Raw genomic sequence first — 14621 nt, forward strand, 5'->3', positions numbered from 1 at the left:
AGGGATGCCGGTCAGCCAACCGCCGACTGCTTGGACAGACCGACTTTCAAATCCGTTGCCGCGTATATGGGTTCGCCATCCGCCTTCAGCCAGCCATCGGCGATGCCGAGCACCAGCCGGCCCCGCATCACGCGCTTGAAGTCGATGCCATATTCGACCTTCTTCACTGAGGGCGTGACCATGCCCTTGAATTTCACTTCACCGGTCGACAGCGCCATCCCCTTGCCGGGTTCGCCCAGCCAGCCAAGATAGAAGCCCGTCAATTGCCACATGGCGTCGAGGCCGAGGCACCCCGGCATGATCGGATTGCCGATGAAATGGCAGGCAAAGAACCACAGGTCCGGCTTGATGTCGAACTCCGCGCGGATGAAACCCTTCTCGAAGGCGCCGCCCGTCTCGCTGATCTCGGTGATGCGGTCGAACATCAGCATCGGCGGATAAGGAAGCTGGGCGTTGCCCGGTCCGAACAGTTCGCCGCGGGCGCAGGCCAGCAATTCGTCGTACTCGTAGCTGGATTTACCCGCCATCAATCTCATCCCATATCGTTCCGGGCTATCGGGTGCCCTTGTCGTTGGTTTCCTAACACAATCTGTTTCAGGCCGGAAACCGGCGTTTGCGCTTAGCCTGCTCGTCTGCCTGGGTCAATGCGCGCTATTGATCGCATTCGGGCGACAGAATATATGTCCTGAGAGGTCCGGTTTCGGCAGACGTTCATTTTTTTGCCATTCTGGGCGTGTCTTGAGGCGGAACTGTGGGGTTCGACGAGAAGATGGACCTGGACGGCCGGAAGGAAAATGTCGCTGTGGACAAGCGGGTCCGTGAAGCCGGCCTGAGGCCGACGCGTCAGCGCATTGCGCTGGCCGATCTGCTTTTCGCCAAGGGCGACCGGCATCTGTCGGCCGAGGAACTGCACGAGGAGGCGGTTGCCGCCGGCGTGCCGGTGTCGCTGGCCGCCGTCTACAATGCCCTTCACCAGTTCACCCAGGCGGGACTGTTGCGCATCCTCGCCGTCGAGGGCGCGAAAACCTATTTCGACACCAATACCTCCGACCACCACCATTTCTACATCGAAGGCGAAAACCGCATATTCGACATCGACAGCGGTCCGGTGACGGTTGCCAACCTGCCGGAGCCGCCGGAAGGGATGGAGATCGCCAATGTCGACATCGTGGTGAGGCTGCGCCCCAAACGTCGCGAATGACCGGCGAGGCCGGAATCTTCGACCAGGCCAGAATCTTCGACCAGGGATGAAACGCCTCGATCTCGCCATCCGGCTTGAATGGGCAATCATGGCGGTGGCAGCCGTTGTTTTCTACGGCTCAACCGGTATGTCCTTGTGGCTCTTTGGATTGCTTATCCTGGCGCCGGACCTGTCGATATCAGGCTATCTGGCGGGTCCACGCGTCGGTGCCCTTGCCTACAACGCCTTGCACATACTGATCGTGCCCGTGCTGCTGCTGCTCGGCGGGCACATGTGGGGCAATGCGGCCGCAATGGCGGTTGCGCTGATATGGATCGCCCACATCGCCATCAACCGAGCACTGGGCTACGGCCTGAAGCTGTCGACCGGCTTTCAGGACACCCATCTCGGCCGCATCGGGGCTAAACCACGACCGCGAACCTTCGAAAGGTCGCGGTCAACGGGTGAAAGAATCAGTCCTTGACCCGTTCGCCGGGATAGGCGCCCCAGACAACCGACTGGGCAAGCCAGCCGGTGTGGCCGTCGAACGTCATTTCGCACCACTGGCCGTCGCAGGATTTGATCGTACCCATGACGCCAGGTTCAATCATCGCGACCACTCTTGCGTCCTTGTCGGGACTGTTGAGAAGGTCGATCTGGGCGCCCTTGCCGCGCTGCCATGGTGCGACGATTGCCGTGCGTCGGCCGGAAAGCAGCGACTGGTTGATCCAGCCTTCCGAACCATCGGCATCGCGCACGCGGCGCCATGTGTCGAATTCCTGGATGATCTCCATCGGCAGGCCGGCCTTCATATACATCCAGTCGACCGAGTAGTTGGCCCCGGGACCGACGCGCGAGTTGACGCGGCCGGATTTCAGGCTGACGAAGCGCGGCAGCGGCAGGCCACTCGGACCAAGCGTGACGACGCCCTGGGCAGGTGCAGCGGCGCTCTGCGCGCCCGCAAGCGGAGAATAAAGCAGAGCGCCGAGAAATGCTGCGCTGACAATCAGGCGAAGCGACGCGAAACCAGACACTTTCATTCCTTTCGGCGCTTGCCCATCGGCCTCGGCGCCCCTTTTTCTTTGTCTTCGGCGGCACCGCTTGTTACAGGGAGTAATCGGCACCGCGACCGGCTTTCAGTTTCGCCGGTCTTGGTTAAAGAGGTCTCAACGAGATCGGGTTAGAAGCAATTCCAGCAAAAGTGTGAAGCGGTTTTGCGTTCGGAATTGCGGCAAGTACTCGAGAGGGAAACAATGGCAGGCAAAAAGAAGCCTCTCGTCGTCATCACGCGAAAGCTGCCCGACCCCGTCGAGACCCGCATGCGCGAGTTGTTCGACGCAAGGCTGAATGTCGAGGACCGGCCGATGACGCAGCCGGAACTGGTCGCGGCGGTCAAGGAGGCCGACGTGCTGGTGCCGACGGTAACCGACCAGATCGACGCCGCACTGATCGCCCAGGCCGGCGACAACCTCAAACTGATCGCGAATTTTGGCAATGGCGTCGACAAGATCGATGTCGCGGCCGCGGCCAAGAGGGGCATCACCGTCACCAACACGCCGAATGTCCTGACCGAGGACACCGCCGACATGACCATGGCGCTGATGCTGGCGGTGCCGCGGCGGCTGGCGGAAGGCGCCAATGTGCTCACCGGTGACAAGAAATGGGCCGGCTGGTCGCCGACCTGGATGCTGGGCCGGCGCATCTGGGGCAAGCGGCTCGGCATTGTCGGCATGGGGCGAATCGGCACCGCCGTCGCCAGACGGGCCAAGGCCTTCGGCCTGTCGATCCACTACCACAACCGCCACCGCGTGCTGCCGGCCGTGGAGGACGGGCTGGAGGCGACCTATTGGGAAAGCCTCGACCAGATGCTGGCCCGCATGGATATCATCTCGGTCAACTGTCCCTCGACGCCGGCAACCTTCCATCTGCTTTCAGCGCGGCGGCTGGCGCTGCTGCAGCCGACTGCCTATGTCGTCAACACCGCACGTGGCGACATCATCGACGAGGAAGCGCTGGTCAAGCTGATTCAGGACGGCAAGATCGCCGGCGCCGGGCTCGATGTCTACGAGCATGAGCCGGCCTTGAACAGCAAGCTGCTGAAGCTCGCCGCCAAGAACAAGGTCGTGCTTTTGCCGCATATGGGCTCGGCGACGCTCGAGGGCCGCATCGACATGGGCGAGAAGGTCATCATCAATATCCGCGCCTTCGTCGACGGCCACCGCCCGCCGGATCGGGTGCTGCCGCTCAGGACCTGACGCTGTCGCGGCCCACAAACCGTAAGATAAACCTTACGGGATAGCTTTGATCGAGGTCGGCCTGACATAGCCCTCGTGCGCCGTCCGTTCAGTTTCGCGAAAGCCGAGGCGAGCAAAGGCCGCATGATTCCCGGTCAGCTCGATCCGCGTCTGAAGCTCGATTGCCGCCTTGCCTCGGCTGCGGGCAAGGTCTTCGACCGCCTGCATCAGCCGCCGGCCAATACCTTGTCCCTGGCGGTCCGGCGCGACCGCGAGCTTGCCGACATAAAGGTCCGCCGCCCTCTCGAGGGCAAAGACGCAGCCGACGATCCGATCGCCCTTGAGCGCGACGAAGCCGGTCTCCCACCGCGCCTTGTCCCGCAGAGTGTCGGCGGTCAAAAGGTGGGCCGAGGAGGGCGGGTCGATGACGCCGTCCATCGAGGCGAAGGCACGCATGATCAATGCGAGCACATCGTCCCAGCGGTCGAAATCGGTCGGGATCCGCGCGGTGGAGACAGCTTCGATCCGGTCCAAGAATTCAGCTTCTCTTGTAGCGGATGGTGTCGAAGCGCGCCGCCAGCCCATCATAGAGCAGCAGCCGGCCGACCAGCGGTTCGCCGACGCCGGTGATCAGCTTGATCGCCTCCATGGCCTGCAGCGTGCCGACGACGCCGGTCAGCGCGCCAAGCACGCCGGCTTCGGCGCAGGACGGCACCAAGCCCGGCGGCGGCGGCTCGGGAAACAGATCGCGGTAGCCCGGGTTGGGCTTGCCGTCCTTGCCGTCTTCGAATGGCTTCAGCACCGTGACGGAGCCGTCGAAGCGTCCGACGGCGGCATGCACCAGCGGCTTGCCTTCGCTCGCGCAGGCATCGGCCACGGCATAGCGCGTTTCGAAATTGTCGGAGCCGTCGACGACGATGTCATAGCGGGCGACGAGGGTGGGCGCGTTGTCCGTGGTCAGCCGGATTGCGTGCGCTTCAACAATTGTGTTGGGATTGATGCGAGCGATTGCCGCCTTGGCGCTATCGGTTTTCAGCAGGCCGACAGTGTCGGTGCCGTGAATGACCTGGCGCTGCAGATTGGACAGCGAAACGGTGTCGTCATCGACCACGCCGAGCGTGCCGACGCCGGCGGCGGCGAGATATTCAAGCACCGGCGCGCCCAGCCCGCCAGCGCCGATAACCAGCACCCGGGCCTGTTTCAGCCTTTGCTGGCCGGCTCCGCCGATCTCCGGCAGCACGATGTGGCGGGCATAGCGTTCGATCTCGTCTGCGGTCAGGGCGGCAGTGGTCATTGCCTGATCATACAGGGACTGAAAAACCTTGTCAGGGGTCTTCGGTTGGCCCAACCGTCCCATGGTCGACAGTCAGGAATTGCGCGCGTCCCTGGAGACTGGAAAACAGCGCAGCATCGGTTCCTGTCATGAACGCCTGGCAGTTCAGTTCCTCCAGGATGGAAAACAGCGCCGTGCGGCGCCGGCTGTCGAGATGCGCGGCGATCTCGTCGAGCAGCAGGATCGGCGTCATGCCCGACATTTCGCCGGTCAGCCTTGCATGCGACAGCACGATGCCGACCAGCAGCGCCTTTTGCTCGCCTGTCGAGCAAAGCTCGGCCGGCATCGCCTTGGGGCGGTGCCGAACCATCAGGTCCGAACGATGCGGGCCCTCGAGCGTGCGCCCGGCAGCGCGATCGCGGTCACGACCCTCGACAAGGGTCCGGCGGAAGCGCTCCTCGACATCGACTGCCGGCGCGGTCGCAATTTCGGCTTCCAAGTCTCCCGAAAGGCCGATATCGGCCTGCGGAAATGGTCCTGTGTCGGGCAGCCTGTCGATCATGGCGGTCAGAAGGCGCACCATTTCGGCCCGCGCTGCGGCGATCGCCACACCGGTTTCGGCCATCTGCGTCTCGATTGCGTCGAACCAGCGGTCGTCTCGAGAGCCTTCAGTAAGCAGGCGATTACGACCGCGCATCGCCTTCTCGTAGTCGATCGCACGTTGCCCGTGGCCGGGATCGATCGCCAGCACCAGCCGGTCGAGAAAACGACGGCGATCCGCGGCCGGCCCGGTGAACAACGCGTCCATGGCCGGCGTCAGCCACACCACGCGCAGCCATTCCAGCATGTCCTCGGCCGAACGCGCCGGAGCTCCATTGATGCGCACCCGCCTGCCGCCTTCGCCGGCGGTGTCGCCGCCGGAAATGCCTGTTCCGATCTCGACCTGGCCGTCAGGTCCGTCGAGCCGGGCATGCAATGCAAAGCCGCCGTCGCCGCCCTCGCGGGCGACATCCGCGTAAGGGGCGCGGCGCAAGCCACGCCCTGGTGTCAAAAAGGAGATCGCTTCGAGGAGATTGGTCTTGCCGGCGCCGTTGTCGCCGGAAAAAACCACGGCACCTGGCGCCAGATCGATCGTCAGCGCCGCGTAGTTGCGGAAGTTAGTAAGTGTTAACTTACTTATATGGTTCTGTGCCGGCAACCGCTATCCGCCTATAGAGCGACCCATCGTTTCACGGAAACGCAGAACTGCTCTATCTCTTTGTTTTGACGCAATTCCGGACGGAAAACCGCTTCACATCTTTCCTGGAATTGCTCTAGAAGTCGCCGTAAATATCGCGCTTGCCGTCGGTCCACGACAGGACCGAAGTGCTGACACCGCGCCGCTACACCCGCATCGGCATCAGCACATAAAGTGCGGTCTCGTCGGCCATGTCGTGGATCAGCGTCGGCGAACCGGCATCCGCCAGCATGAACTTGGCCTCCGTGCCGGTCAGCTGCGCGGCAACGTCGAGCAGGTACTTGGCGTTGAAGCCGATCTCGATCGGATCGGATGAATAGTCGGCGGACAGTTCTTCGGTGGCGCTGCCTGAATCCGGATTGTTGACCGCAAGCGTCACCTGACCCTCGCTGATCGACAGCTTCACCGCGCGACCGCGTTCGGAAGAGATGGTCGAGACGCGATCGACGGCGGCGGCAAAGCTCTGGCGGTCGATGATGAGCTTCTTGTCGTTGCCGGTCGGAATGACCCGCTGATAATCGGGGAAGGTGCCGTCGATCAGCTTCGAGGTCAAAACCACGCTGCCGATGGTGAAGCGGATCTTGGTGTCCGACAGTTCGGTGGTGACCGCGACATCCGGATCGTCGACGAGCTTCTGCAGCTCGCTCACCGTCTTGCGCGGAATGATGATGCCCGGCATGCCTTCGGAACCCGCTGGCGCATCGATCTCGGCGCGCGCCAGGCGGTGGCCGTCGGTCGCCACCGAGCGCAGCTTCAGCTTGCCGCCGACCTCATGCGTGTGCAGGTAGATGCCGTTCAGGTAATAGCGTGTCTCCTCGGTGGAGATGGCGAATTGGGTCTTCTCGATCAGGCCTTTCAGGGCAACCGAGTCGAGACGGAAGATATGCGAGAATGATCCGGCCGAGAGCTCCGGGAAGTCGGATTGCGGCAGGCACTGAAGGCGGAAGCTCGATCGGCCAGACGTCACCGTCATGGCGTTGCCGTCCTCGTCCGTCTTCAGCATCACCTCGGCGCCATCGGCGAGCTTGCGCACGATGTCGTAGAGCAGATGTGCCGGGACCGTCGTCGCCCCGCCGCGCTCCACCTTGGCGGGCGTCGCTTCGGTCACCTCGAGGTCGAGATCGGTCGCCTTCATTTCAAGGCTGGCGCCCTCGGCGCTGAGCAGCACGTTGGACAGGATCGGTATGGTGTTTCGCCGCTCGACCACACGATGGACGTGGTTGAGCGATTTCAGGAGATTTGACCGTTCCAGGATAACACGCATGACGAAACAGGCTCGCTTGAATGAATGACGGGTCACCAGTGAGCGGCGTCCCGCGAAAGGTCTGAACAGGCTCAGAATCTGCGTAAACTGACAGGAAAAAACCAGCGAACGCAAGCCCGCGCCACCGGTTCAGGCCGGCTACGCGGGCTTTCTGGGGATAACGCGCCCGAAGTCCGCGAGCCAGTGTCGTAAAACCGAAATCCAGATCGCTTCCAGGCGGCGCCACGAGCCCGATCCAGGCCCAGCGCCGCACTGGCAAGCCATTGAATTCCGGTATTGTTCCGGCTCGGCCATCCCCGGAGGATCAGGCCTGGTCGTTGATCAACCGCCTCAGAAGCTCAAGTTCCTGCGCCAGCGTGTTGTCGTTGCCGGAAAGGTCCTCGATCTTGCGCACGGCATGCAGCACCGTGGTGTGATCGCGGCCACCGAAACGACGTCCGATCTCAGGCAGCGAGCGCGGCGTCATCACCTTCGACAGGTACATGGCGACCTGCCGCGGCTTGACGATGGTGCGCGTGCGCCGGTTGGACAGCAATTCGGTCTTCGACACATTGTAGTGACGCGCCACGATGCGCTGGATGTCCTCGATACGGACACGCTTCGGCTCGCCGGTCCGATAGATGTGGCCGAGGATTTCGTCGATCCGGTCGATGGTGATCTGCGGCTCGAAGGATTGACGGAACAAAAGCTGATTGAAGGCGCCTTCCAGCTCGCGTCCGCTGCCGGTCACGGTGCGGGCGACGTGATTGAGGATCTCCTCCGAAATGTCGAGCGATGCGTCGTCGCCCCTGGCCGTGGCAAGGCGCAATTTGAGCATGCCGAGGCGCATGGCGAAATCGGGCGCCGACATTTCAAGCGCGACACCGCCATTGAGGCGCGAACGAACCCGCGGTTCGAGCGATTCCAGTTCCGATGGTGGCCGGTCGGCAGCGACGACGACCTGCTTCGCGCTGTCGAGCAGCATGTTGATCAGATGGCAGAATTCATGCTGGATCGACTTGCCCTGCAGGAACTGCATGTCGTCGATGATGAGCAGGTCGATGTCGCGCAGCTGCTCCTTGAGCGTCAGTGCGTTGTTGTCGCGGATCGCGGTGGCAAAGCGCCACATGAAATACTCGGCCGTGAGATAGACGACGCGCGACTTGGGGTTCTGCTTCAGCGATTCCGCGGCGATGGCCTGCAGCAAATGTGTCTTGCCGAGCCCGACGGTTGCGTGAAGGAAAAGCGGATTGAAGCGCACCGCGCTCGATTGCGATTCCGCCACCGCCTTGGCGGCGGCGAAGGCCACCCGGTTCGACGGTCCCTCGATGAAAGAGCCGAACGTGTAGCGCGGATCGAGCGGTGATCCCAGAACGTTGTGGCGGAATTCGCTCTCGATCGGTGTGCCCGGACGCGGAGCCGGTGCGCGCTCCACCCGGCTGGGGCTGACTGTGCCGGCGGCAAGCGCCGTCTGCGTCTGCCGTGTCACCTTGCTGCGTGCTGGCGTTACCTCTGGCTCGGCCTGGCTGCGTCCCTGACGGGTTGCCGTGCGCACGACGATGTCGATCTTGAGGAGATCGGGATCCTCCTGCTTCCACAGCTCGGAGATGAGGTCGAGATAGTGGCCGTTTATCCATGAGCGCAGGAAGGCAGTAGGCACCGAGATGCGGACAATGCCCTTGGAAGCCTCGGCGACCTTCATGCGGCCAAACCAGCTCGAATAGACTTCGGTTCCCAGGCGCGCCTTCAACTGGGTTTTGACCCGGTCGAATTTCTGTTCCGCGTCGCTGGACACCGCCATGTCGTTTGCTCCGATCAAAGTTCCAGGAAATGGGAGGTCGCCCGTAAGCTCCCTTTCGATGCCGCTCTGCATGATCTTTTCCTTGTCCTTCCGTACCTGTTTCCACCGGGGATGCGCCTCCTGCATCCGGTTCCGGCGACCTAAGTCTTTGCTACGATGTCCGCGCCGCCGCCGGCAGATGAACGTCGCCCATTATCCGAGGGAACCGGTGCCGGCCCATGGAAGCCAGTCCGCGTTGGGTATGTCAGGGCAATACAACACCGTCCGGCGAAAAGAGCGCCGGCGCGCCGTCTACCTGCCATGTCTAGTTACGCCAGTCCCCTACCGTATCGAAAAAGACAAACCAAACCCCTCCGCGGACTTGATCCGCGTTGCAAATCCCGCCAATTTAAGCTGGCCGATTCAGGCTTTGGTTGAGAGCCAGAGCCCGTCCCTTTCGATAGACCGACACTACCGAAATCGCTGTGGATAGGGCAAGGCCACGTCTAACGGATTTTTAAGGAATCTGGTTACTGGAGGCGGGTTCGAGTGGGGTGCCGCGACGGCACATTTTAACAAAGCCATTGTGATTCAAACCCTTTTCCGGCGAATATGAAAAACCGGACGCTGAGAGAAATATTCTGAAATAATTCGCTTGACAGCGACTTGTCCCCGATCGGGTCGGTCCGGTGTGGACAAGCTGTGGATCACCCTCAGTAAGTAACTGAAAAATATCAGCTATTTCTGACAGCTAAGAATCATTAGGCCGGCCGTTTTCAAGCATGCCGATCAACAGCAGGCATGCATATGCCGGCAAACTATTCCCAATTGTGAAATCCGCACAAGACGGCGTTTCCGGACATTCTTTTTAAGTGCTTGCCGGCAAACGAAAAAACCCGGCACAAACGGCCGGGTTCGAAGAACGTCAGTCTAGGCAAGTAATGTCAGGCCGACAGTACCTTGACCCGCTGAGCCAGTCGCGACACCTTGCGGGACGCCGTGTTCTTGTGAATTACGCCCTTGGTCGCGGCGCGCATCAATTCCGGCTCCGCGATCTTGAAGGCGGCCTGTGCGGCAGCCTTGTCGCCGGAGGCAAGCGCCTCTTCGACCTGGCGGATATAGGTGCGGACGCGCGAGCGGCGGTTCTTGTTGATCGCTGCGCGGCGGACGATCTTGCGCGTTGCCTTTTTGGCCGAGGATGTATTGGCCATGATGCCTCTCTTCTGATCTGGTCGGCGCATGCGGGATGCCGCAGGGCGCAAAGAACAAACGGGCAGCCACGGGGCCGCCTCGGTTGGTGCGGCTTATAGTTCAGCTTTTCCGGCGCGTCAACGCTGCCTGGCCTTCTTTTTGGCGGCCAACAGCCATCTTCTTCGCGGCCAAGGGATTGGCGTCAGCGGTTGGTGAAATTCGGCTTCCGCTTCTCGGCAAAGGCCGCCATGCCTTCCTTCTGATCGTCCAGTGCAAACAGCGAGTGAAACAGCCGGCGCTCGAACCGCAATCCCTCGGCAAGCGTCGTCTCGAAGGCGCGGTTGACAGCCTCCTTCGCCATCATCACCGATGGTAGCGAGAAAGCGGCGATCTTGGCTGCGGCCTTCAGCGCCTCCTCGACAAGCTCGCCGGCAGGCACGACCCGCGACACCAGGCCAGAACGCTCGGCCTCGGCGGCATCCATCATCCGCCCGGTCAGGCACATGTCCATCGCTTTCGACTTGCCGACGAAGCGGGTCAGCCTTTGTGACCCGCCCATGCCTGGAATGACGCCGAGGGTGATCTCGGGCTGGCCGAATTTGGCCGTGTCGGCGGCGATAATGAAATCGCACATCATCGCCAGCTCGCAGCCGCCGCCGAGTGCATAGCCCGCCACCGCCGCGATAATAGGCTTTCGCGCCCGCGTCAGTTCCTCCCAGCCGACGAAGAAGTCTTGGGCGTAGGCGTCCGCGTAGGAGATGGACTGCATCTCCTTGATATCGGCGCCGGCGGCGAAAGCTTTTTCGGAACCCGTGATGACCATGGCGCCGATACCTGGATCGGCGCTGAACCCGTTCACGGCTGCCACCACTTCGGTCAGAATCTGCGAATTCAGCGCGTTGAGCGCCTGCGGCCTGTTCAGCGTGATCAGCCCAACCTTGCCGTGCGTCTCGGTGATGATCGTCTCATAGGCCATGGCTGCTTCTCCTTGCTCACGCTCGCCTGGAGCGGTTCATCGTTTCACGGAAACGCAGAACCGCTCCCATCTCCTTGTCTCGACGCAATTCTGACGGAAAACCGTTTCACACTTTTCCTGGAATTGCTCCAACTCACCGCTGACATGTCCGGCAGTAAAAGGTCGATCGGCCGCTCTGCACGATCCGTTCGATGTGGCCGCCGCAGCCGGGCTTGGAGCAGGCCTCGCCTTCGCGGTCGTAGACGGCGAAGGCGTGCTGGAAATAGCCCAGCGACCCATCGGTCTGCATATAGTCCCGCAGTGAGGAGCCGCCGGCTGCGATCGCATCCGATATCACCGAACGAATGGCTTGCGCGAGGTGTTCGCTTTGGGCTTGGGCTTTCTTTCCGGGCCTGGCGATCGTGCCCGCCTCGCGCAGCGGCGACAGGCCGGCACGCCACAACGCCTCCGACACATAGATGTTGCCGAGCCCGGCGATCAGCCTCTGGTCGAGAAGCGCTGCCTTCAGCGGTGATCGCCGCCCCTTCATCAATGAGGCGAGCAGCGCACCGTCCAATGTGTTGCCCGTTGGCTCGACGCCAAGTCCAGCCAGCATCGGATGAACGTCCGGCAGTCCCTCCGCAAACAACATGAAGCCGAAACGGCGCGGATCATTGAAGATCACGCGGGACCGGGCACCGGTTGGAGACTCGACATGGAAGACGACGTGGTCGTGATTGGAGCTTTTCGAGCGGTCGTGCCGGAAGATGCCGGGCATGTCGCTGCCATCGGCCGTCTCGACGCGGAATGAGCCCGACATGCCGAGATGGCAGATCAGCACGGGCCCGCCTTCCAGGTCCATCGTCAGATACTTGGCCCGGCGGCCGAGTGCCGTGATCGTCTTGCCGGTCAGCCGCTGCGCGAATTTCTCGGGAAATGGAAAGCGCAGATCCGGTCGGCGCGCCTCGACGCGGGCGATCGTGGCGCCTTCCAGAACCGGCTGCAGTCCGCGCCGGACGGTTTCGACCTCCGGCAATTCAGGCATGACCGCCGATCGCCGTATAGAAAGAAGTGCCGTAGCGTCCGGGCGCCAGCCCGAGATGCTCGGCCACGGTCTCGCCGATGTCGGCGAATGTCGTTCTCAGTCCGATGTCGCCGCCCTTGAGACCCGGTCCAGTGCCGATCACCGGAATGCGCTCGCGCGTGTGATCGGTCCCGCCCCAGGTCGGGTCGTTGCCGTGGTCGGCCGTCAGGATGAGAAGATCGCCCTGCCGCAGCCTCGCAAATGCCTCCGGCAGCCGCAGGTCGAAGGCCTCGAGCGCGGCAGCATAGCCTGCGACATCGCGGCGGTGACCGAATTCGGTGTCGAAGTCGACGAAATTGGCGAAGACGAGGTCACCGTCGCCGGCATCATCGATCGCACCCAGCGCCTCGTCGAACATCGCCATGTTGCCTGCCGCCTTGCGCACTTGCGAAATTCCGCGATGGGCGAAGATGTCGCCGATCTTGCCGACGGCGATGACACGGCTGCCACGCGCCGTCAGCCGGTCGAGCAGGGTCGGTTCCGGCGGGGGCACGGCGTAGTCATGACGGTTGTATGTCCGCTCGAAAGTGGCGGTGGTTTCGCCGACGAACGGCCGCGCGATCACCCGTCCAATCCTCAGCGGGTCAACCAGCCTGCGCACCACCTGGCAGAATTCATAAAGCCGGTCGAGGCCGAAATGGACTTCATGCGCGGCGATTTGCAGGACCGAGTCGACCGACGTGTAGCAGATCGGCTTGCCGGTCCGGATGTGCTCCTCACCGAAGCGCTCGATGATCTCGGTGCCCGGCGCATGGCAATTGCCGAGAATGCCCGGCACCTTGCCTTCACGGATGATCGCCTCGGTCAGTTCGGCCGGAAAGGCCGGAACCGTATCCGGGAAATAGCCCCAGTCGAGGCGCACCGGCAGGCCGGCGATTTCCCAATGGCCGGATGGCGTATCCTTGCCGCTCGAAACCTCCTGTGCGGCGCCGTGAAAGGCAGTTGGGAGCATATCCGCCCCGCTGTTGGCAAACCCCAGTCCCGTCGCGGTTTCGGCAGCCTTGCCAAGCCCGAGCGAGGCCATGTGAGGGACAAACAGCGGTCCACTACGAAACCCTTCGCGATCCGCACGGCCCTCCGCACAGGCCTCTGCGATGTGCGCGAATGTGTTGGCGCCGGCGTCACCGTAGCGGTCGGCGTCGGCCGCGCCGCCGATGCCGAAGGAATCCAGGACGAAGAGGAAAGCGCGCGCCATCGAGTTGTTGCCAGTTTGACTGACCAGACATAGGGTTCCGCGACTTCATTGGCAATTCGGAAACCAAACGGCAACGGGCAGGCGTGATAATCAGTGCATATCGCCCAAAAAGTGCGCAGCGGTTTGGGAATGACGATCTGAGCATCGATCCGGGAAAACAGACGGCGGTTCTGTCATGAGGGTTGCGTTAAAGACATATGCCGCTCTGTTGCTGGGGCCAGGCGCGCTCGTCGGGCTCTGGTCCAACCCGGCGCATGCCGACTGGCGCGATGATATCGGCACGTTTCGCATAGGCATCGTTGCCGAGCCAGGTGCCGGCAACGCCGTTCCGGGGCTGGCTGTGTTGACCGACGCCTACACCAAAGCATTGGGCATGAAGGTCGAGTTTGTCGTTGCCCGCAATTATGCCGCGCTGATCGAGGCGCAGGCCGATTCCCGCATCGAATATGCGATCTATTCGGCCACCGCCTATGCAACGGCCTCGCAGCGCTGCTTATGTATCGAACCGCTTGTCGCTCCGGTCGATTCAGACGGCGCGATCGGCATCCGTTCCGTTCTGCTGACGCGGGACGGCAAGCTGCCCGACCTTGCGGCGATGGACCGCCATCGTATCGCCATGGCGCCTTCGGACAGCGTCGGCGGTTCTCTCCTGCCATTGGCGGCGTTGGCCGCGGAAGGCCGCAAGATCGCGGAAGATGCACCGTTTCTGGCCCGTGCAGATTCGGCCGCGGCGGCCGAGACGATGCTGGTCGACGGCAAGGCCGATGGCCTGTTCGGCTGGGTGACGGCCGCTGCCGACGGCCCGCGAGAACCGTCGGGCACGCAGGCCAGGTTGGAAGCGGCAGGGCTCTCGGTGACGGCCCTTCGTGTCGTGTGGACGTCGGGTCTGCTGAGATATGGCCCGCACGCGGTCCGCAGCGATCTCGACCCCGAAGCCAAGCGCCGGCTCACCGTGTTCCTCACCAACCTCAAGTCGACGACGCCTGATATCTACGACCTTCTGGAGTCGAAGCATCCCGGCGGCTTCGCCACCGTTGCACCAAAAGACTACGAGATGGCCGCTGCTATCGTGCGCTTCGTTTCGGACCGTGAGCCGCAGCAGTAGCGGCCCTGCGCAGGGACTAGAGCGGGATGAATTTAGGTTGGGCATAGCCTGCCTCTGTGAAGTAATTTCGGCATTCGGTTGATGTGACGGTGCCGAGGATTTGGCCGATGGCGTCACAGACGGTTTCGACTGTTCGCTTGGCAG

The 14621-nt window shown here is 62.4% G+C and carries 15 protein-coding genes; 4 read left to right on the top strand and 11 right to left on the bottom strand.

Translation table 11 applies throughout. From position 1 onward, the window contains the following. Positions 1 to 11 precede the first annotated feature (11 nt). Positions 12 to 527 (bottom strand): 3-hydroxyacyl-[acyl-carrier-protein] dehydratase FabA, encoded by a 516-nt coding sequence (fabA, locus tag EOA13_RS16335; RefSeq protein WP_013527885.1) that lies wholly within the window; start codon positions 525 to 527, stop codon positions 12 to 14. Between the two features lie 242 nt (positions 528 to 769). Between fabA and irrA the strand changes: the two genes are divergently transcribed. Together irrA and EOA13_RS16345 are read left to right on the top strand one after the other, a co-directional pair. Beyond that, on the top strand, positions 770 to 1201 hold the full coding sequence (gene irrA / locus EOA13_RS16340) for an iron response transcriptional regulator IrrA (RefSeq protein ID WP_164780102.1): 432 nt from the start codon (positions 770 to 772) through the stop codon (positions 1199 to 1201). Between the two features lie 46 nt (positions 1202 to 1247). Next, positions 1248 to 1664, top strand: a complete 417-nt coding sequence (locus EOA13_RS16345) for a DUF4260 domain-containing protein (protein WP_127294060.1) — start codon at positions 1248 to 1250, stop codon at positions 1662 to 1664. Here the strand turns inward: EOA13_RS16345 and EOA13_RS16350 are convergent. After that, positions 1654 to 2214: an SH3 domain-containing protein gene (locus EOA13_RS16350; protein ID WP_127294062.1), complete on the bottom strand. Its 561-nt coding sequence runs from the start codon at positions 2212 to 2214 to the stop codon at positions 1654 to 1656. The two genes, EOA13_RS16345 and EOA13_RS16350, sit on opposite strands and share 11 nt — an antisense overlap. Positions 2215 to 2433: 219 nt before the next feature. Between EOA13_RS16350 and EOA13_RS16355 the strand changes: the two genes are divergently transcribed. Beyond that, a complete protein-coding gene (locus EOA13_RS16355) occupies positions 2434 to 3435 on the top strand; it encodes a D-glycerate dehydrogenase (protein WP_023811391.1) in 1002 nt (333 codons plus the stop codon). A gap of 33 nt (positions 3436 to 3468) precedes the next feature. Here EOA13_RS16355 and EOA13_RS16360 read toward each other — a convergent pair whose 3' ends face one another. The 9 genes from EOA13_RS16360 to EOA13_RS16400 form a co-directional block, all read right to left on the bottom strand. Next, a complete protein-coding gene (locus EOA13_RS16360; protein WP_127294064.1) occupies positions 3469 to 3948 on the bottom strand; it encodes a GNAT family N-acetyltransferase in 480 nt (159 codons plus the stop codon). 4 nt (positions 3949 to 3952) lie between these two features. After that, positions 3953 to 4708 (bottom strand): molybdopterin-synthase adenylyltransferase MoeB, encoded by a 756-nt coding sequence (locus EOA13_RS16365; protein WP_127294066.1) that lies wholly within the window; start codon positions 4706 to 4708, stop codon positions 3953 to 3955. A gap of 31 nt (positions 4709 to 4739) precedes the next feature. Beyond that, positions 4740 to 5885: a DNA replication/repair protein RecF gene (recF, locus tag EOA13_RS16370; protein ID WP_127294068.1), complete on the bottom strand. Its 1146-nt coding sequence runs from the start codon at positions 5883 to 5885 to the stop codon at positions 4740 to 4742. A 184-nt stretch (positions 5886 to 6069) separates the two neighbouring features. Beyond that, positions 6070 to 7188: a DNA polymerase III subunit beta gene (gene dnaN, locus EOA13_RS16375; RefSeq protein WP_023811387.1), complete on the bottom strand. Its 1119-nt coding sequence runs from the start codon at positions 7186 to 7188 to the stop codon at positions 6070 to 6072. 304 nt (positions 7189 to 7492) lie between these two features. Beyond that, positions 7493 to 8968: a chromosomal replication initiator protein DnaA gene (gene dnaA, locus EOA13_RS16380; RefSeq protein ID WP_245490396.1), complete on the bottom strand. Its 1476-nt coding sequence runs from the start codon at positions 8966 to 8968 to the stop codon at positions 7493 to 7495. A gap of 923 nt (positions 8969 to 9891) precedes the next feature. Beyond that, a complete protein-coding gene (rpsT, locus tag EOA13_RS16385; RefSeq protein WP_013533694.1) occupies positions 9892 to 10158 on the bottom strand; it encodes a 30S ribosomal protein S20 in 267 nt (88 codons plus the stop codon). Between the two features lie 182 nt (positions 10159 to 10340). Then, the gene (locus tag EOA13_RS16390) at positions 10341 to 11114 is read right to left on the bottom strand and encodes an enoyl-CoA hydratase (RefSeq protein WP_127294072.1); all 774 of its coding nucleotides are present in this window, start codon (positions 11112 to 11114) and stop codon (positions 10341 to 10343) included. A 133-nt stretch (positions 11115 to 11247) separates the two neighbouring features. Beyond that, positions 11248 to 12138 carry a bifunctional DNA-formamidopyrimidine glycosylase/DNA-(apurinic or apyrimidinic site) lyase gene (gene mutM / locus EOA13_RS16395; protein WP_023811384.1) on the bottom strand — a complete coding sequence of 297 codons (891 nt, stop codon included), beginning with the start codon at positions 12136 to 12138 and terminating at the stop codon, positions 11248 to 11250. Then, positions 12131 to 13372, bottom strand: coding sequence for a phosphopentomutase (locus EOA13_RS16400; RefSeq protein WP_127294074.1), 1242 nt, complete (start codon positions 13370 to 13372; stop codon positions 12131 to 12133). Before EOA13_RS16400 ends, mutM begins: the two co-directional genes overlap by 8 nt. A 175-nt stretch (positions 13373 to 13547) precedes the next feature. Here EOA13_RS16400 and EOA13_RS16405 point away from each other — a divergent pair, with 175 nt between their 5' ends. Then, positions 13548 to 14477 (top strand): PhnD/SsuA/transferrin family substrate-binding protein, encoded by a 930-nt coding sequence (locus EOA13_RS16405; protein WP_127294076.1) that lies wholly within the window; start codon positions 13548 to 13550, stop codon positions 14475 to 14477. Positions 14478 to 14621: the final 144 nt, after the last annotated feature.

The organism is Mesorhizobium sp. M7A.F.Ca.US.011.01.1.1, from assembly GCF_003998295.1.
Taxonomy (GTDB): Bacteria; Pseudomonadota; Alphaproteobacteria; order Rhizobiales; family Rhizobiaceae; genus Mesorhizobium.

Bases quoted from the DNA above. Each gene is read 5' to 3' on its own strand.
- fabA (WP_013527885.1), bottom strand. From the start codon at position 527: ATGGCGGGTAAATCCAGCTACGAGTACGACGAATTGCTGGCCTGCGCC.
- irrA (WP_164780102.1), top strand. From the start codon at position 770: ATGGACCTGGACGGCCGGAAGGAAAATGTCGCTGTGGACAAGCGGGTC.
- EOA13_RS16345 (WP_127294060.1), top strand. From the start codon at position 1,248: ATGAAACGCCTCGATCTCGCCATCCGGCTTGAATGGGCAATCATGGCG.
- EOA13_RS16355 (WP_023811391.1), top strand. From the start codon at position 2,434: ATGGCAGGCAAAAAGAAGCCTCTCGTCGTCATCACGCGAAAGCTGCCC.
- EOA13_RS16365 (WP_127294066.1), bottom strand. From the start codon at position 4,708: ATGACCACTGCCGCCCTGACCGCAGACGAGATCGAACGCTATGCCCGC.
- dnaN (WP_023811387.1), bottom strand. From the start codon at position 7,188: ATGCGTGTTATCCTGGAACGGTCAAATCTCCTGAAATCGCTCAACCAC.
- dnaA (WP_245490396.1), bottom strand. From the start codon at position 8,968: ATGGCGGTGTCCAGCGACGCGGAACAGAAATTCGACCGGGTCAAAACC.
- rpsT (WP_013533694.1), bottom strand. From the start codon at position 10,158: ATGGCCAATACATCCTCGGCCAAAAAGGCAACGCGCAAGATCGTCCGC.
- EOA13_RS16390 (WP_127294072.1), bottom strand. From the start codon at position 11,114: ATGGCCTATGAGACGATCATCACCGAGACGCACGGCAAGGTTGGGCTG.
- mutM (WP_023811384.1), bottom strand. From the start codon at position 12,138: ATGCCTGAATTGCCGGAGGTCGAAACCGTCCGGCGCGGACTGCAGCCG.
- EOA13_RS16400 (WP_127294074.1), bottom strand. From the start codon at position 13,372: ATGGCGCGCGCTTTCCTCTTCGTCCTGGATTCCTTCGGCATCGGCGGC.
- EOA13_RS16405 (WP_127294076.1), top strand. From the start codon at position 13,548: ATGAGGGTTGCGTTAAAGACATATGCCGCTCTGTTGCTGGGGCCAGGC.